Consider the following 25,315-nt stretch of genomic DNA (forward strand, 5'->3'; position numbering starts at 1 on the left):
CGTAACCTATAGGTTACGCTTCTGGGGTGGACGGACTGAGCGAGGTAGCGGACGCCATCGCTGATCCCGTACGGCGGGAGATCCTGATGATGTTGCGAGTCACCCCGCTGACGGCAGGCGACATCGCTGCCCGGTTCGACATCAGCCGGCCCGCGGTCAGCCGCCATCTCCGCGTGCTGCGGGAAAGCGGTCTGGTCCGAGACCAGCAGACCGGACGCCATCGGCGCTACTCGCTCGTCAGCTCCCGGCTGGGTGACCTCGGCGCCTGGCTCGCCCAGTTCGATACCAAGCGTGTCGGCTGGTCACAGCATCTGGCGGCGTTGGAGACCGAGATCTACCGCACTCGACGGGACCGCAGTCGGACTGAGCCCACTGCTGATCAGAACATCGCGCGCCATCCCAAGGAGGACACGGCATGACCCTTGAGCCCACCGGACGACTCATCCCCACGCCGACGGGGCACGACCTCGTCCTCACCCGCCTCTACCGCGCACCGGCCGAGGACGTCTGGGCGAGTGTCACCGAGCCCGAGCGCACCGCCCGCTGGTTCGGTCCGTGGCGTGGTCGGGCCGCGCCCGGCCACACGGTCGAGGTGCAGCTGGTCTTCGAGGAATCGGCGCCCTGGTGCCCACTCCGGATCGAAGCCTGCGAACCGCCGCGCCGCCTCGCCGTCTCGATGGAGGACGAGGCAGGATCCTGGTCGATGGAGCTTCTGCTGGCCGAGTCCGATGGCGCCACTGAGCTCCGTCTGGTCCAGCATCTCGCCTCCACAGAGCACCTCGGCGATACCGGCCCGGGCTGGGAGTACTACCTGGACATGCTCACCGCCGCGCGCACGGACGGGCCGCGGCCTGACTTCGAGGACTACTACCCCGCGCAGAAGGCGTACTTCGAGTCCTTGGCCTAAGCTCGGCCTTTCGCCTCTGACCTGGGAGAGAATCGATGGGTGGATGGGCAGGGCTCGGCTGGAATCTGGCCTTCTCGGCGGCTACTTTGCTCGTGGCGCTCAACTACCGCGATGCCGCATGGCGAATCCACGGCTGCATGGCCAACGGACCGGGAAGCAATCGGCTCTTGACGCCAGCGATGATCAGGTTCACCTGTGGTGTTCTGGCCACCGTTTCGACGGTGAGCCTGGCGGTTGGTATCTGGCTGTAGACCTATCGAAGGGGATGCTGGGACGCCCCGGCATAGCAGGGGGAAACCGTGAGCCGACCCATACTGTTCCTCGACGTGGACGGACCCCCTTCCCGAACTCCCCTTCGTCGACTTCGGCGCGACCTGGACCAGCCCTTACCTGCTGGACCTCAGGTACATGAACTGCGAGCCGATCATCCATCTCGGAGGCTGTTCCAACCACCGCACGTCGCCTGATGTGGTCGAGCTTTTCGAGTATGTGGGGCATGGTCACACAGCACACGGAGGCACTGCTGTCTCCGTGCATCCCGACACTCGAAGACCCCTTCACCGGCTGAGGCGTCTCCGGTGGATCACTGAGCATCCGTCGGAGTACCCGTGCCGCGGCTTTCCCGACGTGCTGACCTCCGGCCGCGCCGGCCACAAGCCGGTCTTCGTCCTGGAGAAGCGAGGAAAGCCCCGGCCGGACGGGGGAATCACGGCCGGGGCGGTCCGGTGGTGGGCGCGGAGGGCGGTCGCCTCGCGGCGAAGGGCTCCACAGGGCTTCAGCCGAACGATCGTCCCAGTGGGCGAATGGTGAGGCCCGGGGACACTGTCCCATCCGCACCCACGGTTTGTTCAACGGGCCACCAGCTGTTGTTGTTCCGCACCTCCCCGGCGTCGGCAGTGATCCGTGCCACTCCCCCGGGGCGTCCGACTCCGCGCCTCACGTCTCTGCCTCACTGTCGGCCGAGGTCGTGCTGGTCTGCGTAGGGCGGCTGGTGACGCTGCTCGCCCAGGCCGTCACGCGCGACGTCGAAGCGTCGCAGATGCAGGCCGCATTGAACGAGGTGGTCTGACGTCGCTCGCGGACGACGGCCGGATTCACGAGAAGGGCCTCACCGGCTCATCGCGTCGCGGACGAGCGCGGTGTCCGTGAACTGCTCGAAGCGGACGATCAGGCCGCCGCGCACCACGAAGTGGTGGGCCACCCGGACGTCGATCAGTCTGCCGGTGGTCTTGTGGGTCGCGGTGTAGCGGGCGAGGACGACGACGTTCTCACCGTCGGCGACGTAGGTGTCGTCGTGGGCGGTCCAGCCGTCCCAGTCCTCACCGAGCCTCTCCATGACGCCGGCGGTGACACCTTCGGGGGTGCGGTAGGTGCCGGCGAGGGGAAAGCCGGCCATCTCCGTCCACTCCACGTCAGGGGCGAGCGTGGCCCGCAGCGCCGCAAGGTCGCCGGCCGCCGAGGCCAGGTACTGGCGGCGTACGACGTCGGCCGGGGCCGTGGACGTGGCGAACTCGCTCATCGTCAGCCCCACTTCATCTCGCCCTTGGCGACCTTCGCACCGATCTGAGCGGCGATCAGCATGCCGTTGTCCGGGTAGCGCTCGACGAGGGCGTCGGTGAGCGCGGCGCCGTCGGCCGCCTTGCCCAGCTCCTGCTCGAACGCGACCAGGTACTCGCGGGTCGCGGCGATGGCGGAGGCGTCGGCGGGAGCGCCGGGCAGGCGGTGGCCGGGGACGACCAGCTCCGGCTCCAGGGCGGCCATCTCGTCCAGCAGGCCGATCCACGCCGAACGGTCGCCGGGGGTGGGGGTGTCGGCGACCCAGACGTGCTCCCGCTGGAAGAGCAGTACGCCGCCCAGGATCGCGCGGTGCTCGGACTGCCACAGGTAGTGGCGGTCGGGGAGCGTCTCCGGGCCGCCCCTGAGCTCGAAGCGGTTCCCTTCGAGGGTGAGGTCACCGGTCAGGGGCTCCAGGTCGACCAGGCGGGTGGGCAGGTTCTCGCCCACCGCCGCCCACGCCGTGAGCTTGCCCTCGTAGGAGTGCCGGATGTGCTCGATGACGATCGGGGTCGCCACGAACCTCGCCTCCGGGAATGCGTCGGCCAGGACCTCCGCGCCGAAGTAGAAGTCGGGGTCGCCGTGGCTGACGAAGACCGTGGTCAGCTTCTTGCCGGAGTCGAGGATCTCCGCGGCCAGGCGGTGGCCGTCGGCTCGGGTGAAGGCGGCGTCCACGAGGAGGGCCTCGTGCTCGCCGGTGACGAGGGTGGCGGTCTTGTTCTTGCTGCCGGGGGGGAAGTCGAGGTCGAGGACCTTGAAGGAGAGGTTGCTCATTGTTGGTTCCTTGTGGGGAGGGGTGGCTGGGGACGGGGGAGCTCACTGGGCGCGGAGGGCCGAGGTGGCTGCTCGACCTCGGCCGTGGTGGCGTTTTGGCGGGCGAGAGGGGTGAACCGGTCGCCGTCGGCGGCGAGGAGCGTGGGGAAGCCGGTGACTCCCAGGTCGGCGGCCCGGCGGAGATCGGCCTCGGTCGCCTGCTGTGTCCAGGGGCTTCGAAGGCGGCGATCACGGCGGCTGCGGCCGGGAGAACCCGTGGGACCAGCCGCAGTAGGCGTCGAGAACGTGGACGAGCTTCATCGGGGACCTCGGCATGACGGTGGGGCATCCGCCTGGTGTGGCGATTCACCTGACTCAACAGTACCTGACGTGTCAGATAATTATCCATGATCACGTACAGGTCGACGGAAGCCGGGGAGCGAAGGGTCCCCGACTGGGCGACCGGAGGCGGGGTGAGCCGAGCGGTCGGCGCACCCCGCCCCGTCTCACCGCACGATCGCCGCGTCCCAGATCAGCGGAGCCTCGTCGAATACCACCGCGACCTTGAACGCGGTGCCGGGGACGAACGCCTTCGGCAGGGTCACCGCGCCCTTCCCGTCCTGGTCGAAGGAGACCGGACCGAGATCGGCGGTTCTCCCGCGCGACGTCAGCGCGTACGCCCGGCCCGCCGTGTTCGTGTGCCGGTCCGTGCCGCCCCGGTGGGGCACCGTGGCGGCCAGCCGCACGGTCCGACCGACGCGCGGCGCCGCGATCAGCCCCGGTGCGTGCCGGGCCTGCGTCAGCTCGGCGCGGGCCGGGGCCTGCTGGACCAGGCGCCAGTCCTGCGAGCCGTCGCCGGACGCGTTCTGCAGGGTCAGCGCGGCGCCTCGGGACGCTCCCGTCAGGTACACGCCGGTGTTCTTGGCCGCCTGGAACTTGTAGGAGCCGTCGGCGGTTCTGATCATGTTCCAGGTGCCCGCAGGGCTGTTGTCGACCCATTGCCCGATCTTCTGGCCGGGCGTCGCGCTGCCCGTCCAGATGGCCGCTGCCCGGCCTCCCGACTTGTTCAGCAGGGTGACGCCGCCCTGCGGCTCGGTCACCACGTGCCAGGACTGGGTGGCCTCGTTCGCCGCCGCTCCGGCGTCCTCCAGGACGATGTCCGGCACATCGGCGTTGCCGATGTTCGCGTCGTTGGTCCTGCCGCCGGTGCCGATCACTTGGCCGGTCTTCCGGTTGACGAGCTGGAAGTAGGCGCCGTCCGAGCGGCCGAGGTCGACCTCGGCGAAGGCTATCTGCGAGGTTCCCTGGTTGTTGAGGACGGAGATGCGGCCGGTGCCCTCGACGTATTGCAGGTTGCGGCTGTAGCCGGCCCGCGAGGTCGTCTGGTACTCCTTCCACACGCCGTCGCTGCGGCCGCTCTCGTTGACCCAGACGTTGCCGCTGCCGGCGGCGTTGTAGACGAGGCGCCCGTCGGGCAGCCGGATGATCACGGGGCTGCCGCCGGTGGCGAGGGGCCGGGAACCGGCGTCGACCTTCAGTGAGGTGATGGCGTTGCCGGACGAACCCCGGAAGAACTTCAGCGGGTCGTCGGCGATCACGTACTTCACGTTGGCCCCGCCGCCCCAGTCCTCGTAGGTGAGCAGCCACTTGCCGTCCGTCGTCGGCACCACGTTGGTCATGCCCGGCCGCCCGCCGCCGATCTCCGTCTTCCCGCCGCCCATGTCCACGGGGCGGCCGGCGACGTCGACGACGGGATCGCTCCACTGCGCGCTGCGGCCGTCCCAGGTGCGGTGGAGGAGGAGCTGGCCGTGGGAGTCGGTGGCGGTGTCGTTCGCCGGGTCGCGCTTCGCGACCCCGGTGACCGGATCGAAGCCGGTGAAGTCGCTCTCGTCCGAGTAGTAGCAGACCAGCTTGCCCTGGTGGACCATCAGGTAGGGCTCCCAGACGGGATCGACCTGCCGGTACCGGTTCGCGGCCGCGATGTTCCGACCGACCGCGCCCGCGCTGCCGCCCTGCCGGCCGCCGGTCGTGACGACGTTGACGACCTTCCAGGTGCGGCCCTCGTCCGTGCTGGAGTACAGGGCGATCGCCAGGTCTGCGCGGTCCCCGTCGTTGGACGGCGTCCAGTTCGGGTCGGCCGCCTTGTGCTCCTTGTAGTAGTCGTCGTCTCCGGAGACGACACTCGCCAGGAGCAGCGTGCCCGCCTTCAGCGGTCCGACGTTCTGCGGGAGCACGTAGAGATAGGGGTTCGTCCAGTTGCTGGTGTACTTGGCGTACCTGGGATCGGTGGAGAGGTAGGCCGGTGCCTCGACCTCGGACAGTGCCTGCCAGGAGGTGCCGTGGTCATCGCTCTTGTACACGGGCAGGGTCTCGCCGTCGGCGCTTCCGGTCCTCGGTACGACGGTGGCCTTCTCGAACGAGGCGACCAGGCGGCCGCTCGGCAGTTGCGCCGACTTGGGGTAGACGGCGCAGTTGCCGCGCCCCTTGAGGCAGGGCTCGTCGCCGAGCTGGTACATGATCCCGCCGGTCGGGTTGTACGCCTGTGCCCCGGCGGCAGGGGCCGCCAGCAGCGCGGATGCCGCGGCGAAGGTGCCCAGCGCCCTGCGTGTCCTGCTTCTTCTCATGACCCCTCCTCGAAGACGACCACGGGTGCGGCTCCTTTCATCCGTCCTGTGCCTCCTGTACGTCGGATGCTGAGACGAAGACGCGTACGTCCCACGCGCCGAGTTCGACCGGCTCTCCGGCGGGTGTCACGTCGCCGTACAGGGCGTCGGACAGCTGCGCGGGTGCCGTGCACAGGGCGGGCTCCCAGGCCCAGTTGTGAACCACGTGGACGTGTCGGCCGTCGGGGGACGTGCCGGTGGTGGCTGTGACGGCCGCCGGGAGGTTCCGCCAGCCGCTGCGGGGCTCGGGGGCGAGCCAGACGGCCAGCGCCCGGGCGAGGGCGCGGCCGGGCACCGTTCCCACGCAGGTGATGCGGCCGGCTCCGTGACGGCGGGTGGTGACGGCGGGCCAGCGCCCGAAGTGCGGGTGGTCGTACTCGACGAGGACGTCGGCGCCGGCGACGGTCAGTGCGTCGGCCCAGCGGGTGGCCGTCGCGTCACCCGGCAGGTGCAGGGGGCCACCGGCCACGGACCGGACCGGCACCGCGGTCCTCAGGTTGCTGAACTCGTCGTAGTGGACGCCCGCGGCGTCGGCCAGCCGTCCGGGCGCCGGCTCGTGACGGGCCCGGGCCTCGTGGTCGGCGTAACCCGTGCGGGGGCCGAGGAGCAGGTGCCCGCCGGCGTGCGCGTAGGCGGCGAGCCAGTCGAGCGTCTCGTCATGGGCCATGTACAGCGCCGGGACGACCAGGACCGGGTGGCGGTGTACGGCTTCCTCGGGGGACGCTCCCCCTCTCTCGCCCCGGGGATCGTGCAACTGCCGCGCGTGGACGATGCGGACCTGGCGGCCGGTGTCGAAGGCGCCGCGGTAGAAGGGATCGAGGATGCGGTGGTAGGCGGCCGGGTCCGGCTCGCCGTCCGGCTTGGCCAGCGGAGGGTACTTCTGCATCAGCCACTTGCTGGGCGTGGAATAGACGAACGTGATGTCGGCGTCCGGTTCGAGTCCGGCGACCAGTCCCCCGGCCTGCTCGAACTCGGCGCCCAGCCGGGCGAGTTCGCCGTAGATGCGGCCGGGCTGCCCGGTGTGGGGCAGGATGCCGCCCCAGTAGGTCTCCGCGCCGAAGTGCAGGGTGTGCCAGTGCCAGTACTCGATCATGCGGGCGCCACGTGACACGAGTGCCCAGGCGGCCTGCCGCCACTGGCCGTCGTAACCGGGGTGGTTGTTCCAGGGTTCACCGATCGAGCCGGCGTTGGTCTCGGTGACCAGGAACGGAGCCTGGCGGGAGGAGAACATCCAGTCGGCCGTCCGGTACAGCGCCCACACGCCGGTGGTCTTCCACTTCTGCTCGTGGTCGTCGGGCGTGGGGTCGGGCAGCAGCAGGCCGTCCTGCATGTCGTAGTAGGGGTTGCCGGAGGCGATGTCGAGGCGGTCGGTCAGCTCGTCGTCCTCGACGGCGGGGCGAGTGTAGGAGATGCACGTGGTGACGAAGTGCTCGGGTCGGGCGTACTCGCGCACGATGCCGGCCTGCCAGCCGATGAACTCGGTGACCTGCCGGGCCTGGAACGCCCGCCAGGCGACGTCGTACTGCGGCTGGGCGTTGCCGTCGGGCGTCCACAGATCCGCCCAGGTCGACAGGCGGTGGGACCAGTAGACCAGCCCCCACTCGCGGTTGAGGGTCTCGACGTCGCCGTACGTCTGACGCAGGTGGTCGACGAAGCGCTGGAAGACACCGTGGTTGTGGAAGAGTTCCAGGCCGGGTTCATTGTCGACCTGCCAGCCGATGAGGGCGGGGTGGCCGGCGTAGCGGGCGGCGATGGCGCGGATGACCCGCTCCGCGTGGAAGCGGAACGCGGGGTGGGTGAAGTCCACCTCCTGGCGGGCGCCCCAGCCTATGCGCTCACCGGTGCGGCGCTCCCCGGTGATCTCCGGGTACTGCCGGGCCAGCCACGGCGGCACCGCGTACGTCGGGGTGCCGAGGACGACGGAGATGCCGTTCTCGTGGGCGCCGTCCAGGACGGGCTGGAGCCAGTCGAGCTCGAAACGGCCGTTCGCGGGCTCCCAGGTCGACCACACCGACTCACCGACCCGGATGACGCTGACGTGGGCCTCGGCCATGAGGGCGAGGTCGGTCTTGAGACGTTGCGCAGGGCGGTCGTAGGGCTGGTACTCGTGGTAGTACGCGGCGCCGAACAGGACGCGGGCGGGCAGATCCGCCATGGGGACAACCTCCGTGAAAGAAGGGGGGATTCGAGGGCCGCGCGTCCTACTGCTTGACGCTGCCGGTGGCCAGACCGCTCTGCCAGTAGCGCTGCAGCAGCAGGAAGGCCACGACGAGCGGGACGATCGAGACCAGAGAGCCCGTCACCACCAGGGCGATCATGTCGCTGCTCACCCCGCCGCCGCCGTTCTGCGCCTGCTCGGCCCAGGAGGACAGGCCGACCGTGATCGGGTACAGGTTCGGGTCGTTGAGCATGATCAGCGGCAGGAAGTAGTTGTTCCACGTGGCGACCAGGGTGAACAGGAGCACGGTCACCAGGCCGGGGGCCAGCAGCCGCAGCACGATCCGGAAGAAGATCCGTGCCTCGCCGGCGCCGTCGATACGGGCGGCTTCCAGCAGGCTGTCCGGGACGGCGTCGGCGGCGTAGACCCGCATGAGGTAGAGGCCGAAGGGGTTGACGAGGGAGGGCAGAATGACGGCCCAGGGGGTGTTGACCAGGCCCGCCTCGGCGAAGAGCAGATAGGTCGGGATCGCCAGGGCGGTGGTCGGCACCATGACGGCGCCCAACACCAGGTTGAAGGCGAGCCGGTCGCCGCGGAAGCGGAACTTGGCGAAGCCGTAGCCGCCCGCCGCCGCGAGGAAGGCCGCGCCGATCGCGCTGACCCCCGCGTACCCGACGGTGTTCAGCAGCCAGCGCGCGAAGACCCCGTCGCTCTGGGTGAACGTGCTCTCGACGTTCGTCAGCAGCCGCGGGCTGTGCGAGAACCACAGGCCGAAGCTGTCGAACAGGTCCTGGGCGCTCTTGGTGGAGGCGATGATCAGCCAGAACAACGGGAGCAGGAAGTAGGCGAGGGCCGCGAGCATGGCGATCGTCAGGGGGGTGCTGCGGCGGGGTCGTGAGCGGCGGCTGGGCCGGCGGTACCGGACGTGCGCCCGGCGTACGGCGGCAGGGGCGGCGGGTGCCGGGGGCGTGGTGGTGGTCACGGGGTCCTCCTGCGGTTCGCGGTGAGCAGGAGGCCGTAGGAGGCGATCACGATGAGGAGGCCGAGGAGGAAGGACACCGTGGCCGCGTAGTTGACCTGCTGGCCGGTGAAGGCGAGGGAGTAGGCGTAGAGGTTGGCGGTGTAGGAGCTGCTGATGACGTCGGGGGCGATCTTCATCAGCAGGTTGGGTTCGTTGAACAGCTGGAAACTGCCGATCACGGAGAACAGCAGGGTCAGCAGCAGGGCGGGCTTCAGAGCCGGCAGCTTGATGGAGCGGGCGACGCGCCAGGGGCCCGCCCCGTCCATCGCGGCAGCCTCGTACAGCTCGTGCGGGATGGTGCGCAGGGCCGCGTACAGGATGATCATGTTGTAGCCGACGAACTCCCAGGTGACGACGTTCGCCAGGCTGCCGAGCATCCAGCCCTCGCTGAGGAAGTTGGGTACCGGGACGTCCAGTTCGCGGCCCAGCTGGGCGAACGGACCGAAGTCCGGCCCGTACAGGTAGCCCCACATCAGGGCGGCGACCACGCTCGGGACGGCGTACGGCACGAAGATGCCGAGCCGGATCAGCCGGGCGAAGCGCAGCAGTCCGCTGTCGAGGGCGAGGGCGAACAGCAGGGCGAGGAGCAGCATCAGCGGGACCTGGAGGGCGAAGAACAGGGCGACCCGGCCGATGCCCGAGAGGAGTTGGGGGTCTGTCAGGGCGGTGACGTAGTTGTCCAGGCCCACGAAGACGGTGCCGCCGATGAGGCGTTCCTGGAAGAGGCTGAGGTAGGCGGCGTAGCCGAGGGGGGCGAGGAAGAGGAGGAGGAACAGGACCATGAACGGGGCGATGAACGCCGGGCCCGCCAGGCGGCGTGGACCTGCCCGCTTCGGCCTGCGGGCCTGGGGTGCGGTGGTGGCGGTCATGGTCACGTTCCCTTGACGGTGAAGCCCTGCTTCTTGGCATACGTGGTCAGACGGGTCTGCCAGGTGCCGAGCGCGGCGGCCGTGTCGGTCCGGTCGGCGAGGGACTTGCCGACGGTCTCGGTCCAGTCGGTGGCCGCCTGGTCGAGGAACGGCGGCCACTGGAAGGCGTCGTCGACGGTGTCGCCGATGGAGGCGAACAGCTGGTTGACCTTCTGGCCGCCGTAGAAGGACGGGAGGTCGCCGGTGAACGACGGGTCGGTGAGCAGTGTCCTGGTGGCGGGGAAGAAGGACTGCCGGGTGGCGAACATCTTCGCGCTGGCGGGGTCGCTGTTGAGGAACTGGGCGAACTGGGCGGCCGCCACGGGGTTCTTGGTCGAGCGGATGGCGGCGGTGGTCGAGCCGCCCCAGTTGCCGGAGGCGGGCTTGGCCGCGTCCCACTGCGGGAGCGGGGCGGCCCGCCACTTGCCCGCCGTGGACTTGGCCGAGCCGGAGAGGAAGGCCGGTCCCCAGGCGGCGGTGAGCCAGGTGGCGTACTTGCCCTTGTTGAAGCCGGCGTACCAGCCGTCGGTGAAGTCCGGGTCGGTGCTGATGACACCCTCCCGGGCGAGGCCGCCCCAATAGGTGCCGAGCTTCTTGGAGACGGCGTCGTCGACGCTGATGGCGATGTCGCTCTTGCCGGACAGTCCGTACGGCTTGGCGCCCGCCTGCCACAGCAGTCCGTGCCAGGCGGCGGCCTCGTTGGCGGCGAGGTTGGTGAGATAGACGTCCGGGTCGGCCTTGTGCAGCTTGCGCGCCGCCTCGGCGAACTCATCCCAGGTCGTGGGGACTTGGATGCCGTGCTTGTCGAAGACGTCCTTGCGGTACAGCATGCCCATCGGGCCGGTGTCCTGGGGGATCGCCCAGACCTCGCCGCCCGGGCCGCTGACCTGCCCCCATGTCCAGTCGACGAATTCGCCCTTCAGCGTGGAGGCCCCGTACGGGCGCAGGTCGAGCAGGCTGTCGGTGATCGTGAACGTCGGGATCGCCTGGTACTCGATCTGTGCCAGGTCCGGTGCGCCGGTGCCGGCCTTGAGGGCGGTCCTGAGCTTCGTGTAGTGCTTGACGCCCTGACCGGCGTTCACGACGTTGACCTTGATCGCGGGGTATTTCTTCTCGAAGAGGGCGACCTCCTGCTGGATGTCGGGGACCCAGGTCCAGAAGGTCAGCTCGGTCGGCGTCTTCATCGCCTTGTCGATGTCGGCCTTGCCGACCGGCTCGGCGGAGGAACCGATTCCGCCGCCGTCGCCGCCGCACGCGGACAGGGCCGCGCCGAGGGAGGCCGCTCCGGTGGCGGTGAGGAAGAGGCGACGGCTCATGAGGGGCGAGGAAAGAACTGTTCTGGGCACGTGGGACTCCCGCCGGAGCGATGGAAGGGACGGAAACGATGGGTGCCACCGGCGGCAGAGCGCCGCAGAGCGGTGAGCCCCGCAGGGCGGAGGAGCGCCGGATGGCGGAGAAGGGGGAGCGGCCCTGGGCAGCGGGACCGCTCATGCGTAGGTCGTCCCTTGCGCGGGAGCGGCGACGGGGACGGAGTTGAAGTGGCAGGGCCCTGCACGGAGTTGCAGAGGTCCGAGGAGCCGACGGACGTGGGCCGGTCGAGGCCGTTCCGTCGATTCCTGTGCACGGCTCGGGGGCGGACACCACCCGGTGGGGCCGGTGTCAGACGGCGGGGGGTGAGTGGGCCTCGCCGTCCGGGTTCGGAGATGCCGGCCGCATCTGGACCGGGGTTCTGCGGGAGGCCGGCGGCGCGGTGGAGGCGCGGACGACGAGTTCGACGGGCTGGCTCTGTGGCGCCAGCGGTTCGGCCGCCGGATTCTCGATGGCGTGGACGAGCAGGCGCAGGCCCTCGCGGGCCACGTCGTCGAACGGCTGCCGTACCGTCGTCAGGGGTGGAAGGACGTAGGCGGCCAAGGGGATGTCGTCGAAGCCGACCACGCTGACGTCCTCGGGCACCCGCAGCCCGGCCTCCGTCAGGAAGCGGATGAGTCCGACGGCCATGTCGTCGTTGGCCGCGAACACCGCCGTCAGGTCGCTCCTGGCGGCCAGTTCGCGGCCCGCCTCGTAGCCGGACGCGGCCGACCAGTCGCCCTCGACGGCCACCGGCTGTTCGCGGTCGTGCGCGGTGAGCGCCGCGCGCCACCCTGCCTGCCGGTCACGGGCGGCGAACCACTTTCGTGGTCCGGCGAGGTGGTGCACCGTTCGGTGTCCCAGGTCCAGCAGATGCTGCGTGGCGGCGCGGGCCAGCTCCACGGAGTCGACACCCGCGGCGATGGCCGAGGCCGGGGCGCCTGTGCCGGCCGGGGCGCCGAGGACGAGCACCGGGACCTCGGAGGCGAGCGGTACGGAACCCTCGTCGATCGGTTCGGACACGACGATGCCGTCGACGCCCCGCTCCAGCAGCGACTGCATGGCACCACCGACGTCCTCCGGGTCGCCTTCGAGCGTGTTGACCACGCTCAGCGCGTACCCGGCGTCCCGGGCGGCCCGCTCGACGCCGATGAGCAGGGAAGCCGGGCCGTACAGGGCTGTCCCCAGTGCCACCACGCCGATGGTCCGGGTCCGCCCCGAGGCCAGCGCCCGTGCCGCGCTGTTCAGCCGGTAGCCGAGCTGCTCGGCGGCTTCCAGGACACGGCGGCGCACGTCCTCCGAGACGTAGCGCTCACCGTTGAGAACCCGGGACACCGTCTTCTGGGAGACCCCCGCCAACTGCGCCACGTCGACGCTTCGTGGTGCGGCGGGGGTCTTTCCGCGCCCTGTTCCTCGCGTCATGGGGGTCTCCTGGTGTGCGGTGGCTCGGATCCGGGCGCGGCGGCGGAAGAGGGTGTCGTCGGTATGACTGCGCCGTCATGACTGCGCAGACATATCAACGCAGCCGGACGCGCCCCGTCAAGACATCACGCAGCATCGCTTCGGGCCGGGCGCGGATCACGGGCTCCCGCGACCCTGGTCCGGACCCGTCGGTCAAGATTCGGTCTCGCTTGCGCGAGCGAGAGGCGACCGGCCGTTACCACCGGTAAGTTCCGGCCCCCCACCCCTCGTTGTCAGGAGTCCCGGTTCCATGCGCCGACTTCTAGCCTCCGTCGTGGTGGCGTCAGCCGCGATCGGCGGGTTCATCACGACCCCGTCCCCCGCCGCTGCCGCCGACCCCGTGTCCGGATCCTTCAGTGTCCTCGCCTACAACGTGGCGGGCCTGCCGGAGAGCATCTCCTCCGCACCCACTCCCCGCGAACCCGCCACCACGGAAATCGGTCGGCGGATCGCGCCGTACGACGTGGTCAACGTCCAGGAGGACTTCAACTACCACGCCTTTCTCTACGCCGGGGACACCGCGCACGCGTACCGCACCCCCACCAGCGGGGGCGCCGGTATCGGCAGCGGTCTCAACACCTTGTCGAAACTCCCCTACGACACCGACGACTTCGAGCGGGTGCGCTGGAAGTCCTGCCAGTTCGACTCCGGTGACTGCCTCACGCCCAAGGGGTTCACGTTCATCCGTCAGCGCCTCGCCGAGGGCGTGTACGTGGACTTCTACAACCTGCACACGAACGCCGGCACGAACCCCGGCGACCTGGCCTCGCGGGCGGACAACCTCAACCAGCTGACGGCCTTCATCAAGACCCACTCGGCCGGGAACGCGGTCGTCGTCATGGGCGACACCAACACGCGCTACACGCGCTCCGGCGACACCATCGCCGAGTTCGCCGCCGCGAACGGTCTGACCGACCCCTGGGTCCAGCTCATCCGCGGCGGCACACCGCCCGCCAAGGGCAGCGACGCCCTGGTCTGCGACCAGACCGGCCCTACCGTGCCCAACACCTGCGAGGTCGTGGACAAGGTCCTGTACCGCGACAGCAAACTCGTGTCGCTCAACGCCACCTCGTACAACAACGAGCACTCCCGGTTCCTCACCGATGCCGGGCTCATGCTGTCCGACCACGACCCGATCAAGGTGGACTTCTCCTGGTCGCGCGCCGCGGACTTCCAGCTCAGTGAACAGTTCGGCGGGCCCCACGGCGCCCACTACACCGACATCGACGCCGTACCGGCCGGCGCGCGTCCGGTCAGCCTCTCGCTGCGCAGCGGTACCCGCGTCGACGGCGTCGGCCTGACACTCGGCGACGGCACGGTCATCAGCCACGGCGGAACCGGCGGCACGGCGTCGTCCCTGAACCTGGGCAGCGGGGAGTACCTCAGCTCCGCCCAGTTGTGCCGGGGCCAGAAGGACGGCCGGACGCGGATCTTCTCCGCCCGGTTCTCCACCAACCTCGGCAGGAGCCTGTCCGGCGGAACCACCACGTCCGACTGCGTCACACGCACGGCGCCGTCGGGGTGGCAGATCGCCGGGTTCCACGGCCGGGCCGGTGACGAGGTCGACAAGCTGGGCTTCATCTACACGAAGCGCTGACGCGCTCCCCTTGCCGGCTCTCGTGAGCGACGGCCCGCGATCGGCGGCGACGGCCTCTCACCGGCTGTCGCCGCCGGAGGGTGGGAGGTCCTGGCCGGTGGGGCGGGGCCGATGGGTGGTGCGGGCCGGCAGGTGGTGCGGCCCGGCCATTGGTGCAGCCCCAGCCGGTCGTGCGGCCCGGCCATTCGTGCAGCCCCGGCCGGCGGAGTGGAACCGACTGGTGGTGCGGCCCCGGCCGGTGGAGTGGAACCGACTGATGGTGCGGCCCGGCCTGTGGGGCAGCCCCGGCCGGTGGAGTGGAACCGGTCGGTGGTGTCGCTCCGGCCGGTGGGGCGGTCCATCGTCGCGGCGGAGCCGGTCGATGGTGCAGTACTCGTCGTCCAGGTCACCCGCGAACCCGAGGCCCGGCGCGCGCAGCGGCAGGAGCGGCCCGACGGCCCGTCATGCACGGCATGCACGGCATGCACGGCATGCACGGCATGAGCGCCCTATCAGCCGTACACGGCGACTGCGGCCGCCATCAGCCGCCCGGCGTGGCGGAGCCGGCCGGTGGCCCAGGACCTGGTGTCCGGTCGCCCCACTGACGCGGGGCTCAGCGCGCGCAGGCGCAGGAACGGCCCAGTCCCCGCCGGCGCAGCACCGCCAGAGCACCGTGCCGGCCGATCACCGCGTCGGCGGCCTGGCGGTGGTCAGGGGAGCCGGGGCAGCATGTCCCGTGCTGCGTGGCTGAGGATGCGGAGGTTCTCGGTGAACCGATCCCGGTCGTCCACCGGGAGGGGCGCCAGGAAGTAGCGCTTGATGTTCTCCACGTGTGCCCGGGCCGCGGCGACCGTGGTCTCCTCCCCCAGCGCGGTCAGGCGCACCAGGCGCGCACGCCGGTCACCGGGGTCCTCGACCCGTTCGACCAGACCGGCCGCCACCATGCGGTCCACCAGGCGGGTAGCCCCTCCCGTGGTCAGCACCTGCTCCTGGGCGATGGCCCCCATCGACAGCCCGGGCTCCCCCGCCCGCCCGAGAATGAGCAGCACCTCGAACGTCAGATGGCTGATGCCGCACTCCGCCTCCAGGGCCCGGCCCAGGATGTACTCCAGCCGGTTCGCAGCCCCCTGCAGCCGGCCGAAGGCCAGCACCAGGGCATCGTTCGCCGCATCCCCCGGCGTCGAGATCTCCGCCCGCTCGTTCACAGCCCCGGCACCTCTCTGCTCCTCCGTACACACCTCCCGATCATGCCGCACCCTGGCCGGTCGTCACCTGCCGACGTAGGTGCGCGCGATCGTCGCCACCGGCCTCGATCGCCTCCCGCAGCGGCACCGGTCACGTCCCCGGTGCCGTTCGGGATGTCGTGCCGCGAGTGTCCGTGATCAATCCGGAGCCGGGTTAACTACTTCTCTGCGCAGCGCGATTGATCCGCCGCCGACTCTTCCCTTGTCATGCCCTCATCTGAGATCTTGCGTCGACCCATTCAGCCCACGGCCCGGTCGGCGCCACCCCTTGCCCCGGGCCCTCGGAGGACGCTGTGACAACCCCCCGCATATCCCAGCGCCGTCTCAGACGGCCGCTGCTGTCCGTCGCCGCTGTCGGAGCGGCCCTCGCGCTCGCCACGCCCGCCGGCGCGGCCGACGTGGACACCGGCCTTCCGCCGGGCCCGGCCGCGGCTCGCGCCGCCACGCTCGCCCAGAGTGCCGCCGGGTGGGCCGCCGGCACCCGCTCCTATCTCGTCATCACCGCGCCCGGTGACACCTCGGCCGCGCGCAACGCCGTGACGACGAACGGCGGTTCGGTCTTCGCGCACTACGACGCGATCGGCGTGGTGGTCGCGCACTCCACCTCCGCCGGCTTCGCCACCGCGATGCGCTCCGCCCCGGGCGTGCAGAAGGTGGGCGCGACCCGCACCTCGGACGTTCCCGCGGACGCCTACTCCCCCACCCTGCCGGGTGCTCCCGCGCAGTCGTCCACCACGCTCACCGAGACCGCGCGGTGGGACATGACCAGGATCAACGCCGACAAGGCCTGGGCCGTCAGCACCGGCTCGCCGGCCGTCACGGTGGGTGTTCTGGACACCGGAGTGGACGAACGGCACCAGGACATCGCGCCCAACTTCGACGCGGCGGATTCCGTCTCCTGCGCGTACGGCAAGGCCGACGCCCGCACCGGCGCCTGGCGTGACGTCGGCACCCACGGCACGCACGTGGCGGGCACCATCGCCGCCGCGAAGAACGGCAAGGGAGTGGTCGGCGTCGCGCCGGGCGTGAAGATCGCCTCCGTGCGCATCGCCGAGCCGAGTACCAGCATGTTCTTCGCCGAGAACACCATCTGCGGGTTCATGTGGGCCGGTGACCGCGGCTTCGACGTCACCAACAACAGTTATTACACGGACCCGTGGATGTTCAACTGCCCCGACAACCCTGACCAGGCAGCCATCATCGAGGGTGTGCGCCGGGCGCAGGAGTACGCGGAGGGCAAGGGCTCGCTCCAGGTCGCGGCAGCGGGCAACTCCAACTACGACCTGGCGAACAAGCGCACAGACACGGAGAGCCCGAACGACTCCACCCCCGTCAGCCGCACCATCACCAACGCCTGCATCGACATCCCGACGGAGCTGCCCGGCGTCGTGACCGTCGCGGCGATGGGCAACGGGAACATCAAGGCGTCCTACTCGAACTTCGGCCGGGACGTCATCGACGTGGCGGCCCCGGGCGGCGACGGAGCCTACGGCGTCTACTCCACGCTCCCCGGCGGCAAGTACGGCAACATGAACGGCACGTCGATGGCGTCACCGCATGTGGCGGGTGTCGCCGCGCTGCTGAAGAGTGCCGACCCGGCGGCCACCCCCGCTGATCTCCGCGCGCGGCTGGGAAGCCAGGCAACGGACACGGCGTGCCCGTCGGACAGCCGCTGCACCGGCACCACGGCGAAGAACGCCTTCTTCGGGGAGGGTCAGGTCGACGCGCTGAAGGCCGTCGGTGGCACCGGCCCGCAGCCCGGCCGGTACTTCGAGACCACCACCGACGTCACCGTCGCCGACAACGCCACGGTCGAGTCCCCGATCAGCGTGACCGGTGTGCCGGGCAACGCCCCGGCCGCGCTGAAGGTCGGCGTGGACATCAAGCACACGTACCGCGGCGACCTGGTGCTCTCCCTCGTCGCCCCTGACGGGTCGGTCTACTCCCTGGAGGACTTCGCGGACAGCGACGGCGCGGACGACGTGCTCAAGACGTACACCGTCGACGCCTCGTCGGAGACCGCGTCGGGTACGTGGAAACTGCGCGTCCGCGACATCGCCACGCAGGACACCGGGCGGATCAACGCCTGGAACCTCACCTTCTAGCAGCTGCGTCGCACCGGGCGCCTACGCGCCTCGCGGCCGGGCGGCATGCCCGCCCGGCCGCAGGGCCGGCCGCGTTCGTACCCGGGTCGGGGCGCGTGTCAGGGCGTGTCCCCGGAGTAGTGGAAGCGGCAGCTCACCCCCGGGCCGGGTGTGCGGGAGCCACCGGGCACCGGCTCGTACAGTGCCCGGCCGCCGGGGAACCGACCCAGTTCGGTGGGCAGAGCCGCTCCTTCGTCGATCTCCTCCGCCCGCCACCTCGTGATGTCCAGCAGCAGTCCGTCCAGCGGCCCGCCCACGAGTTCGGCATATGTCCGCCCGCGGCGCGGGCCCGGGTCGGGGTCGTCATGGTCGTGGCCGTAGACCCGGCCGCGCAGCAACTGCTCGTCATCACGGTCCATCCGTCCACCCTCGCAGCCCCCACTGACAACGACCGGTACGGAGGACCGGGAGGGCGCGGCACCCTTGATCACCGCGCCCCAGGCTGCGTCAGCGAACGAGTCCCGTGTGCTGGCCGATGCTGCTCCCCGCGATGACCGGGCCGTACCACCTGCCGGCCCACTACGCGGGCTGCAGCCGCCTCGTCGTCGCGGATCCCCTGCCCGGGCGGGAGGTGGGGGCCTGGGTCGGCTGCTGGGGCGTCGTCGGCTACTGGTTCGCCACGCCCTTGGTTCCCCTGCTCTTCCCGCACGGCCGCCTGGAAAGCGCGCCGCGTCGGGCATGTGCCCGGACTGTCATCACGGTCGCCGGGGTCGGCACACTGGCCGCGATGCGGCGGCCCAGCGGCACCGACCCCGTGCATGGCGTCCCGAATTCCATCGGGATCGCCGGCTGGGAGTGGCTGCACACGGTGATGTTCGTCTGTGCCGCGACCGCCATGCTCGGCGGCTCGTGCGCGGCCGCCGTGTTCCCGCGCCATCGTCCTCACCGTCCTCAGCGCCGTCGTGCCGGGGGTGTACGCCGCGCTCGTCGCCGGTGCGGGCCTGATCGCGCCCGGGTCCCTGGCCGGGACGTGCCTGATCGGGCCCGGGCTCCGGTCAGCTCGACAGTTCCATGAGGCGATGCATCAGGTGCTGCTCCTTGTCGGCTGCTTCATGCACGATCTTCGACGCACTGTGGAGGGATTCCCGCGACGACGCGACTCCGGCCTCTTTCAGAAGTTCGGCCACCTCGGTCCACTTCTTCGACACCTCGCGGTACGCGTCCGAGATCTCCCGGAACTCGCCGGTGCCGGTGATGTCGGCGGTCTCCGCCAGGAATTCCGCCCACATCATGCGGAACAGGCCGCCACCGGTCCCGGCATCCTCCATGATCGTGCAGATCTCGGGAAGGCTCTCGGCGGGCGAGTCGAGATCGTCGAGCCACTGCGGCATCAGATCGGCGACTTTGTGCATGCCTTTGTATCCGAAGTTGGAGATCGGCGGGTTCAAGAAATTCTCCGCCGCCGATCTGATGCCTTTGCGAGCGGCTCCACCCAGGTCAGGAAGACCGCCCTTCGGGATATCGATGGTGAAGGCGCGATTGCGCGAACTCATCGGGCCCCGGGCGTTTCGCGCGGTGGCCAGGGATTCGCCGGATGCCCATTGCAGGCCCAGCGGCTGCGTCTCGACCAGGGCGAAACGGTCGTCGTCGTACCCGACGCAGGCTACATAGTGGGCCGCGAACCGGAAGTCGTCGGTGGAGTAGTCGAGGAAGTAGCGGTCGAGCTTGAGACCGACGACGGTTCCGGAATCCAGCTCGGCCAGCAAGTGTTCCCTTGCCCGGTTCACCGACGACGTCTCGTGAACGGACAGTCGCAGGTTCAGCGCATTCGCCAGATTCTCGGACAGCGTGTCCGGCTTGATGCGGCCACCGACGAACGGTGTCGGCATCTGCTTCGTCCGCCAGTAGATGAATGACAAACCACCGGCGAGCCCGAAGATGAGTGACTCCGACAAGTCGATCTCTCGCTGCCTCAACAAGTTCACGAGGGTGGTCGACTCGCAGTGGTTTCCAACGTACGGATCTGCCTCTAAAAGCGACACTTGTTCTTGTCTCCCTTCCTTCGCGTAGAGCGTAGCGCAACCTCCTGAAGTACGATTGCGGCCGCCCAAATCAGGGAGGTGTCCACTCGGTCAGATTCGCGAAACCAGGAAGTTGCCGAGGAACAGATGATCCATCTCCGTCTTGAGGAAGCAGGACAGAGCATCCGCGGGCGAGCAGACGATGGGTTCACCGGCGACGTTGAAGGAGGTGTTGATCAGACAGGGAATCCCCGTCAGCTCCGTGAACTCACGCAACAGTTCGGCGAGCAGCGGATTGCTCTGCTCGGTGACCGTCTGGATCCGCGAGGTGGCGTCGACGTGGCAGGCGCCCTGGATCTTCTCCTGGTACTCGGGCCGCACCGGAACCACGAACGTCATGTACGGAGAGGACGTCTTCTTGCCGAGCTCGAAGACCTCGGGCGCGCGGTGCTCCAGGACCACGGGGGCGAAGGGCCGGAACTGCTCGCGGTGCTTGATGCGTTCGTTGATGATGTCCTTGATGTCGGGGAACTTCGGGTTGGCGAGGATGCTGCGGTTGCCCAGGGCGCGCGGCCCATACTCCATACGCCCCTGGAACCACCCGATGACGCATCGCTCCCGCATCAGGTGCGCGGCCTCCCGCGGCACGTCCGCGGGGTCCAGCTCCCGCCAGACGACCTGGTCGGCGTACTGCTGGAGGGCCGCGTGGATCTCCTGGCCGTCGTAGCTCGGGCCCAGGTAGGGCGAGGTGCCGGTCCGGGGCGGTGTGCCGGCCTGCCCGCCGGTGAACAGCGCCGCCCCGATGGCCACGCCGACGTCGCTGGCGCCGAAGCTGACGTCCATCCCGGTGAAGCGTGAACGCTCCAGCAGCTTGCTGTTGTTGACGCAGTTGAGGGCCAGTCCGCCCTCGAAGATCACGCGGGGGAGGTCGCTGCGGGTTTCGAGCGTCCGCATCTGGCCGGCGGTCACCGTTTCCAGCATGTGCTGTGCCGCACTGGCCACGCGTACCCGGTAGTCGAACTCTTCCCGGCATTCGGCATCTCCGCCGAAGACGCGGTCGAAGAGGTCGTAATAGGCGGGTACGGCGTTCGCCGGGTAGGGAATCTTGTAGGTGCCGTCGGGGCACATCTCGACGACGTGCTCCAGGAACGGGTTCGGCTCGGGCGGCGCGCCATAGCCGGCCAGCCCCATCACCTTGTACTCGTCGTTGTTCGGGACGAATCCGAGGTAGCGCGTCACCACGGAGAAGAGCATCGCCAGGGAATGCCGCGAGTCGATGGTCATGTCGTCGAAGACCTTCACTTCGCCGTCGCGCACCTCGCCCATGATCGACGACAGCCATTCGGCGCGGCCGTCGCTGACGAGGAATGCCGCGTCCCCGCCGCCCGACAGGTGATATCCCGTCATCAGGTGCGCGATGTGGTGCGGGACCCGGACCAGCTTCTCCGGGTCCAGCCTGTGGCCGGTGTGCTGCAGGAAGTCGGCTTCGGTCGCGGCCTCGCTGAACATCGCCGCATGCGTCTCCGCCAGACGCTCCAGGCGCGCGAACTTCTGCTCGACGGTTGCCGCGCGATCCTCGGTGATCTCGGTGATCATCTTGTTCACCACGTCCTGGGAGAACTGCCAGGCGAAGGCGAACTTGTCGACGTCGTCGAACGATATCCCGGCCGATTCCAGGCACCAGCGCATCGCGTTGACCGGGAAGCTCGACGTCTTCTTCTCCCGGTTGAGCCGCTCCTCCTCGACGGCGGCGACCAGTTCCCCGTCGATGACGAGCGCGGCGGACGAGTCATGGCCGTACAACAGGTGACGGTCGATGCCGGTGGCGCGAAAGAGGCGTCCGAAGATTTCCGCAGACCTGCCGAATCCGTTGTAGCCCAGAACGATCATGTGAGGAGCTCCTTTCGCTATGGCCAGATCGTGAGGTAGTCCGAGATCACGGCAGTCCGCCGGAAGCCCGGGTCGAGGACCGCGCCGGTCAGATCGGCTCCGCTGAGGTCCGCGCCGTCCAGGTTCGCGCCCACGAGGCGGCAGCCGTTCAGCTCGGCCAGGATGAGGTACGCCTCGCACAGATCGGCGCCTTCGAGATTCGCGCCCCTCAGGTCGGCGGAGATGAGGTACGACTCGGTCAGCACCGCGTCGGTGAAGTCCGCGTCGGCCAGCTCGGCGCCCTGCAGGTCGGCGCCGTGCAGCACCGCCTTGCGCAGGTCGGGCCGGAAGGGGCCCCGCGCCCGGCGCCGGCGGGCGTGCTCGTTCCATCGTGCCGGGCCCTGGAGCAGTACGGTCTCGTCCTCGGTGGGCATGTCTCGACCTCGCGTCTACAGAGGGGTGAGCGCGGTCAGCGCCCGCTTCTCGACGTCCATCGCGGACCGCGCCGTGTCCGCCACCGCGTCCACGAGCGTTTTGAGATCGTCGCGTGCGGTGGCGGTTCCCGCTGCCAGCAGTGCGGATCCCAGCTTCGACCAGAGCCGGCCGCTGTCGAGGAACTGCGCGGCCGCATCGGCGTAGCGGCTCTCGCCGGTGCTGTCGGCGACCCTGTTCAGGTAGCGGCCGATCATCGGGCGGAACAGTCCGCCGCCGGTTCCGAATGACTCGATCTGCCGTCCCAGGTGCAGCAGTTGACGCGCCAGCGCGTCGGTCCGCACCACGTGTCCGGCCAGGTCCACGTCCTCGACCTCGCCGTGTTTGGACTGCGGCCAGGACGGCGCTGTCGTGGCCAGCAGTTTCATCCCGGGTATGCCGAGGTTCCGGCTGCCCGGCTTGAGGACCTCGCGGCACAGGGTGCGGACGGCCACCGGACCCACGCGGTCCAGCTGCGGAGTGCGTCGCGGCGCGCCGAAGACGTACACCTTCCAGTCCGGGTTCAGCGGCGGCGAGGCGCGGCTAGACCGTGCTGCCTGCAGCTCGGCCGCGCTCACGGTGACGGGCTCGTCGAACGCCGGGTCCGACACCTCGAACGCGTCGGCGCCGAGCGGGCGGACCACGTTGACGAAGTACCCGCCGAAGGAGGTGCGCCCCTGAAGGCCCCAGTACGGAAGCAGGCCGAGGTCCACCCGGGTCATGGCGGCCGGCGCCGATGCGAGCAGCCTGGCCAGGCCGTCACCGGACTTCGGCGTGTGCGCAACAACCTCGACGCCCATCAGCCGTGCCGCGCGGAGCGGCATGATCGCCTGTTTGCCGACGACGATGTCCGGCGCGTTGCCGTTCGCCGGGAAGAACGAGAAGCCGAACCCTCCGTCCAGCCCGAACACGATCTCCTCGTCCACGTCGTATCCGCCGGCCGCGAGAACGGCGCATTGGCAGGCCGACTCGCAGTGGATGCCCCGCCGGTGGGCGTAGCGGTTGGTCGCGCTCATCGCGTCACCCCTGTCCCAGTTCCATCAAGGACCGCCGCAGCCGCGGGTCCATCTTCTCCACCGCGTACCGGAACGTGTCGCGGGGCATCTCGGTGTGCCAGGTGCGCAGGAAGTCGGCCACCTCGTCCGGATGGGCCTCGGCGGTGACTTTGAGCAGCCAGCCGCAGCCCTTCTGCACGTAGACATGGTCGTCGTGCATCAGCCGGACGCAGTTGTCGAAGACGTGCGACAGCGGCAGTTCGAAGACCGTACGGCCCACTGTGCGCCGGACGAACTTCACGACGGCCACGTTCGCGGCACGCCTGGCCCACGGGGAGGCGGACCCGGCCCAGCGCCGGGTCCGCGCAATCAGCTCCAGGTGCCCGAGGAAGAACGGGTACAGCAGCTTGAGGCACATGTCGTCGCACTGCGCCCAGTTGGACACGTAGGTGTGCAGCCAGTGCTCGCAGCGGTCCAGGAGCTCCTCACCGAGTCCGGTCCTGGCGACCTTGTGCAGGACCGCGAAGCCAAGGAGCACCTCCTCGTGGTACTCGGCGCGCGCCAGCACTTCCTCCGCCAGGAGCAGCCGCGTCGCCGCGGGAGTGTCCCGCCGCTCGCGGAAGTAGTCGGTGGCGATCTCGACGACCGCCGCGTTGCCGACCCCGAGGGCTTTGATCTCGTGCGGGAAGTACCGCTGCATGCGCACGGCGAAGTCGGGGTCGGCCCTGGCCGCGAGTGTCTTCGCCAGCTCCTCGGCGGCGGCTGGAACATGGGTCACGGAGTGCCGATCGTGAGTTTGAGCGGCTGGGTCGTCACCGGCTTCGGTGCGCGTTCCAGCCGGGGCTTGCCTTGCATGACGTACTCGTACTCCTGGTGCATGTCGGCGACGGCCTGGATGGTGTCCTTCGAGCGGTCCGTCAGGTTCTGCCCGCCCAGGCCCCACCACAGGTACCAGTTCTTGTGGCTCAGGTAGGCGTTGCGGACGAAGTCGAGCGTGTCCCGGTCGGCGAGGATCGCCGGCTCCACGTAGAAGGCGGGGACGAAGGTGCCCTGGCCCTCGCGCAGGATCCCGGCCTTGACGGCCTGGCGCTGGAGTTTGGTGCCGCTGAGGATCCGGATGCCGAGGTTGGCGTAGATCTGGGCCGGGTTGAGGTACCGCTCGGTGAAGCGGATCGACTCCCTGAGTGCCTCCGGGGTCTCCCCCGGCCCGCCGAGGAAGATGCAGTGGGTGTGCTCGATCGGGCTGGCCGTGAAGAGGCGGTCGATCTCCAGGACCCGGGCCATGTCGAAGCCCTTCATCAGGTCCGCCAGGGCCTCGTCGGTGAGCGCGTCGGTACCGAGGTCGACCCGGATGCAGCCGGCCGCGTGCAGCAGCTTCACGAACTCCGGCGTGACCGCGTTCGGCGTCAACTGGCAGTACCAGGGCACGTCGAGCTTGGCGCGGATCATCTCCTCGCAGACCTCGGCCGCGTACTCCATGGGGTAGTTGAAGGTCGCGTCGACGATCTCGAACTCCCGCACGGCCGGGTTCTCGGCCATGGCCCGCTGGATCTCTCCGACGACCTCGGCCGGGTCCTTGAACCGGTCGCCCTTGCCCTCGGTCTTGCGGATGATGCAGTAGGAGCAGAACAGTTTGCAGCCCCGCTTGGTCTGCAGAGTCTCGATGGCCGGCTGGTGATCGCGGGTGAGGTCGGAGGCCGCCGAGACGCCCTCCTCGAAGTAGCGGGGGTCGTACACGGACCGGTCGGGCTCCAGTGCGCCCAGGTCGAACGCCTGGCTCGACTGGTTCTGGCGGAACTTGCCGTTGTCGTCGAGGTAGCAGAGCCCTGAGATCGACTCCAGGCGCCCGCCGGACTCCAGGTGGTCCAGCAGCTGGACGATGCCGGCCTCGCCCTCACCCGCGATGCCGTAGTCCGGCTGGGCGTACTCGAAGAACGACAACGGCTCGACGGAGAAGCCGGATCCGCCGAGGACGACCTTGGCGCTGGTGTACTTGCGGACGCACTGGACGATCTTCTCGGTCATCGGGCCGAAGAAGACCGGGTCGATGAACGTCAGGTTGTCCAGGTTGCGTACGGCGATGCCGACGACGTCGTACGTCCCGGTGGTCAGCTTTTCCCGGACCGCCTTGAGCTCCCGGGACTCCCAGAGCAGGTCGAGGACGTCGACCTGGTGTCCGGCGTGCTTGAGCGCGGCGCTGATGTAGGCCATGCCGATGGGCAGCGCCGGCCGCGGTACCCGGATCTTGTTGGTGGAGATGAGCAGTACGCGCATGGGCCTTCA

Annotated in this window: 20 protein-coding genes and 1 pseudogene; 5 read left to right on the forward strand and 16 right to left on the reverse strand. The window is 69.6% G+C overall.

Annotation, left to right across the window (positions count from 1 at the left end; genetic code table 11):
* The first annotated feature begins 26 nt into the window (after positions 1-26).
* Genes A4E84_RS01025 through A4E84_RS42785 form a run of 3 tightly spaced genes read left to right on the forward strand, consistent with a single transcriptional unit; the run spans position 27 to position 1,158 of the window.
* Positions 27-419: a metalloregulator ArsR/SmtB family transcription factor gene (locus A4E84_RS01025; RefSeq protein ID WP_062924716.1), complete on the forward strand. Its 393-nt coding sequence runs from the start codon at positions 27-29 to the stop codon at positions 417-419.
* Positions 416-907, forward strand: coding sequence for an SRPBCC family protein (locus A4E84_RS01030; RefSeq protein ID WP_062924717.1), 492 nt, complete (start codon positions 416-418; stop codon positions 905-907). Before A4E84_RS01025 ends, A4E84_RS01030 begins: the two co-directional genes overlap by 4 nt.
* A 35-nt stretch (positions 908-942) precedes the next feature.
* Positions 943-1,158, forward strand: coding sequence for a hypothetical protein (locus A4E84_RS42785; protein WP_159029541.1), 216 nt, complete (start codon positions 943-945; stop codon positions 1,156-1,158).
* An 857-nt stretch (positions 1,159-2,015) separates the two neighbouring features.
* On the opposite strand, the gene A4E84_RS01035 is transcribed toward A4E84_RS42785, so the two are convergent.
* The 8 genes and pseudogenes from A4E84_RS01035 to A4E84_RS01070 form a co-directional block, all read right to left on the reverse strand.
* A complete protein-coding gene (locus tag A4E84_RS01035) occupies positions 2,016-2,426 on the reverse strand; it encodes a nuclear transport factor 2 family protein (RefSeq protein ID WP_213084202.1) in 411 nt (136 codons plus the stop codon).
* 2 nt (positions 2,427-2,428) lie between these two features.
* Entirely contained in the window at positions 2,429-3,235 is an 807-nt protein-coding gene (locus tag A4E84_RS01040) for an MBL fold metallo-hydrolase (protein WP_062924719.1), read from the reverse strand.
* Positions 3,236-4,038: 803 nt separating this feature from the next.
* Positions 4,039-5,838, reverse strand: a pseudogene (locus tag A4E84_RS01045) (RICIN domain-containing protein); the annotation flags it as partial.
* A 37-nt stretch (positions 5,839-5,875) separates the two neighbouring features.
* A complete protein-coding gene (locus tag A4E84_RS01050) occupies positions 5,876-8,032 on the reverse strand; it encodes a beta-galactosidase (protein ID WP_062924720.1) in 2,157 nt (718 codons plus the stop codon).
* A gap of 46 nt (positions 8,033-8,078) precedes the next feature.
* Complete coding sequence (locus A4E84_RS01055; RefSeq protein WP_062924721.1) at positions 8,079-9,017, reverse strand: carbohydrate ABC transporter permease; 939 nt, start codon at positions 9,015-9,017, stop codon at positions 8,079-8,081.
* Positions 9,014-9,925, reverse strand: coding sequence for a carbohydrate ABC transporter permease (locus tag A4E84_RS01060; RefSeq protein ID WP_062924722.1), 912 nt, complete (start codon positions 9,923-9,925; stop codon positions 9,014-9,016). The genes A4E84_RS01055 and A4E84_RS01060 overlap by 4 nt, the downstream gene beginning before the upstream one ends.
* Positions 9,926-9,927: 2 nt before the next feature.
* The gene (locus A4E84_RS01065; protein ID WP_062924723.1) at positions 9,928-11,280 is read right to left on the reverse strand and encodes an ABC transporter substrate-binding protein; all 1,353 of its coding nucleotides are present in this window, start codon (positions 11,278-11,280) and stop codon (positions 9,928-9,930) included.
* A 343-nt stretch (positions 11,281-11,623) separates the two neighbouring features.
* Positions 11,624-12,733 carry a LacI family DNA-binding transcriptional regulator gene (locus tag A4E84_RS01070; RefSeq protein WP_062924724.1) on the reverse strand — a complete coding sequence of 370 codons (1,110 nt, stop codon included), beginning with the start codon at positions 12,731-12,733 and terminating at the stop codon, positions 11,624-11,626.
* Positions 12,734-13,022: 289 nt separating this feature from the next.
* Between A4E84_RS01070 and A4E84_RS01075 the strand changes: the two genes are divergently transcribed.
* Entirely contained in the window at positions 13,023-14,369 is a 1,347-nt protein-coding gene (locus A4E84_RS01075) for a jacalin-like lectin (RefSeq protein ID WP_062924725.1), read from the forward strand.
* Between the two features lie 689 nt (positions 14,370-15,058).
* Here the strand turns inward: A4E84_RS01075 and A4E84_RS01080 are convergent.
* Positions 15,059-15,553, reverse strand: coding sequence for a MarR family winged helix-turn-helix transcriptional regulator (locus A4E84_RS01080; protein WP_062924726.1), 495 nt, complete (start codon positions 15,551-15,553; stop codon positions 15,059-15,061).
* 332 nt (positions 15,554-15,885) lie between these two features.
* On the opposite strand from A4E84_RS01080, the gene A4E84_RS01085 reads away from it, so the two are divergent.
* The gene (locus tag A4E84_RS01085; RefSeq protein WP_237304752.1) at positions 15,886-17,697 is read left to right on the forward strand and encodes a S8 family serine peptidase; all 1,812 of its coding nucleotides are present in this window, start codon (positions 15,886-15,888) and stop codon (positions 17,695-17,697) included.
* A 98-nt stretch (positions 17,698-17,795) separates the two neighbouring features.
* Here the strand turns inward: A4E84_RS01085 and A4E84_RS01090 are convergent, their stop codons facing one another.
* The 7 genes from A4E84_RS01090 to A4E84_RS01120 all read right to left on the reverse strand — a co-directional run bounded on the left by A4E84_RS01090 (position 17,796) and on the right by A4E84_RS01120 (position 25,306).
* Positions 17,796-18,095 (reverse strand): hypothetical protein, encoded by a 300-nt coding sequence (locus A4E84_RS01090; protein ID WP_062924727.1) that lies wholly within the window; start codon positions 18,093-18,095, stop codon positions 17,796-17,798.
* Between the two features lie 636 nt (positions 18,096-18,731).
* Positions 18,732-19,718 carry a BtrH N-terminal domain-containing protein gene (locus A4E84_RS01095; RefSeq protein ID WP_079128811.1) on the reverse strand — a complete coding sequence of 329 codons (987 nt, stop codon included), beginning with the start codon at positions 19,716-19,718 and terminating at the stop codon, positions 18,732-18,734.
* Between the two features lie 90 nt (positions 19,719-19,808).
* Entirely contained in the window at positions 19,809-21,587 is a 1,779-nt protein-coding gene (locus A4E84_RS01100) for a carbamoyltransferase family protein (RefSeq protein WP_062924728.1), read from the reverse strand.
* A 17-nt stretch (positions 21,588-21,604) separates the two neighbouring features.
* Entirely contained in the window at positions 21,605-22,000 is a 396-nt protein-coding gene (locus A4E84_RS01105; protein ID WP_062924729.1) for a pentapeptide repeat-containing protein, read from the reverse strand.
* A 15-nt stretch (positions 22,001-22,015) separates the two neighbouring features.
* Positions 22,016-23,053, reverse strand: coding sequence for a BtrH N-terminal domain-containing protein (locus tag A4E84_RS01110; RefSeq protein WP_062924730.1), 1,038 nt, complete (start codon positions 23,051-23,053; stop codon positions 22,016-22,018).
* A gap of 4 nt (positions 23,054-23,057) precedes the next feature.
* Positions 23,058-23,810, reverse strand: coding sequence for a DNA alkylation repair protein (locus A4E84_RS01115; protein WP_062924731.1), 753 nt, complete (start codon positions 23,808-23,810; stop codon positions 23,058-23,060).
* Positions 23,807-25,306: a B12-binding domain-containing radical SAM protein gene (locus A4E84_RS01120; protein ID WP_062924732.1), complete on the reverse strand. Its 1,500-nt coding sequence runs from the start codon at positions 25,304-25,306 to the stop codon at positions 23,807-23,809. Before A4E84_RS01120 ends, A4E84_RS01115 begins: the two co-directional genes overlap by 4 nt.
* Between the last annotated feature and the right edge of the window lie 9 nt (positions 25,307-25,315).

The sequence above is a fragment of the Streptomyces qaidamensis genome (assembly GCF_001611795.1).
GTDB classification, from domain to species: Bacteria; Actinomycetota; Actinomycetes; order Streptomycetales; family Streptomycetaceae; genus Streptomyces; species Streptomyces qaidamensis.

Coding starts and splice junctions, on each gene's coding strand:
- A4E84_RS01030 (WP_062924717.1), top strand. CDS start 416: ATGACCCTTGAGCCCACCGGACGACTCATCCCCACGCCGACGGGGCAC.
- A4E84_RS42785 (WP_159029541.1), top strand. CDS start 943: ATGGGTGGATGGGCAGGGCTCGGCTGGAATCTGGCCTTCTCGGCGGCT.
- A4E84_RS01035 (WP_213084202.1), bottom strand. CDS start 2,426: ATGAGCGAGTTCGCCACGTCCACGGCCCCGGCCGACGTCGTACGCCGC.
- A4E84_RS01040 (WP_062924719.1), bottom strand. CDS start 3,235: ATGAGCAACCTCTCCTTCAAGGTCCTCGACCTCGACTTCCCCCCCGGC.
- A4E84_RS01050 (WP_062924720.1), bottom strand. CDS start 8,032: ATGGCGGATCTGCCCGCCCGCGTCCTGTTCGGCGCCGCGTACTACCAC.
- A4E84_RS01060 (WP_062924722.1), bottom strand. CDS start 9,925: ATGACCGCCACCACCGCACCCCAGGCCCGCAGGCCGAAGCGGGCAGGT.
- A4E84_RS01065 (WP_062924723.1), bottom strand. CDS start 11,280: ATGAGCCGTCGCCTCTTCCTCACCGCCACCGGAGCGGCCTCCCTCGGC.
- A4E84_RS01070 (WP_062924724.1), bottom strand. CDS start 12,733: ATGACGCGAGGAACAGGGCGCGGAAAGACCCCCGCCGCACCACGAAGC.
- A4E84_RS01075 (WP_062924725.1), top strand. CDS start 13,023: ATGCGCCGACTTCTAGCCTCCGTCGTGGTGGCGTCAGCCGCGATCGGC.
- A4E84_RS01090 (WP_062924727.1), bottom strand. CDS start 18,095: ATGGACCGTGATGACGAGCAGTTGCTGCGCGGCCGGGTCTACGGCCAC.
- A4E84_RS01100 (WP_062924728.1), bottom strand. CDS start 21,587: ATGATCGTTCTGGGCTACAACGGATTCGGCAGGTCTGCGGAAATCTTC.
- A4E84_RS01105 (WP_062924729.1), bottom strand. CDS start 22,000: ATGCCCACCGAGGACGAGACCGTACTGCTCCAGGGCCCGGCACGATGG.
- A4E84_RS01110 (WP_062924730.1), bottom strand. CDS start 23,053: ATGAGCGCGACCAACCGCTACGCCCACCGGCGGGGCATCCACTGCGAG.
- A4E84_RS01120 (WP_062924732.1), bottom strand. CDS start 25,306: ATGCGCGTACTGCTCATCTCCACCAACAAGATCCGGGTACCGCGGCCG.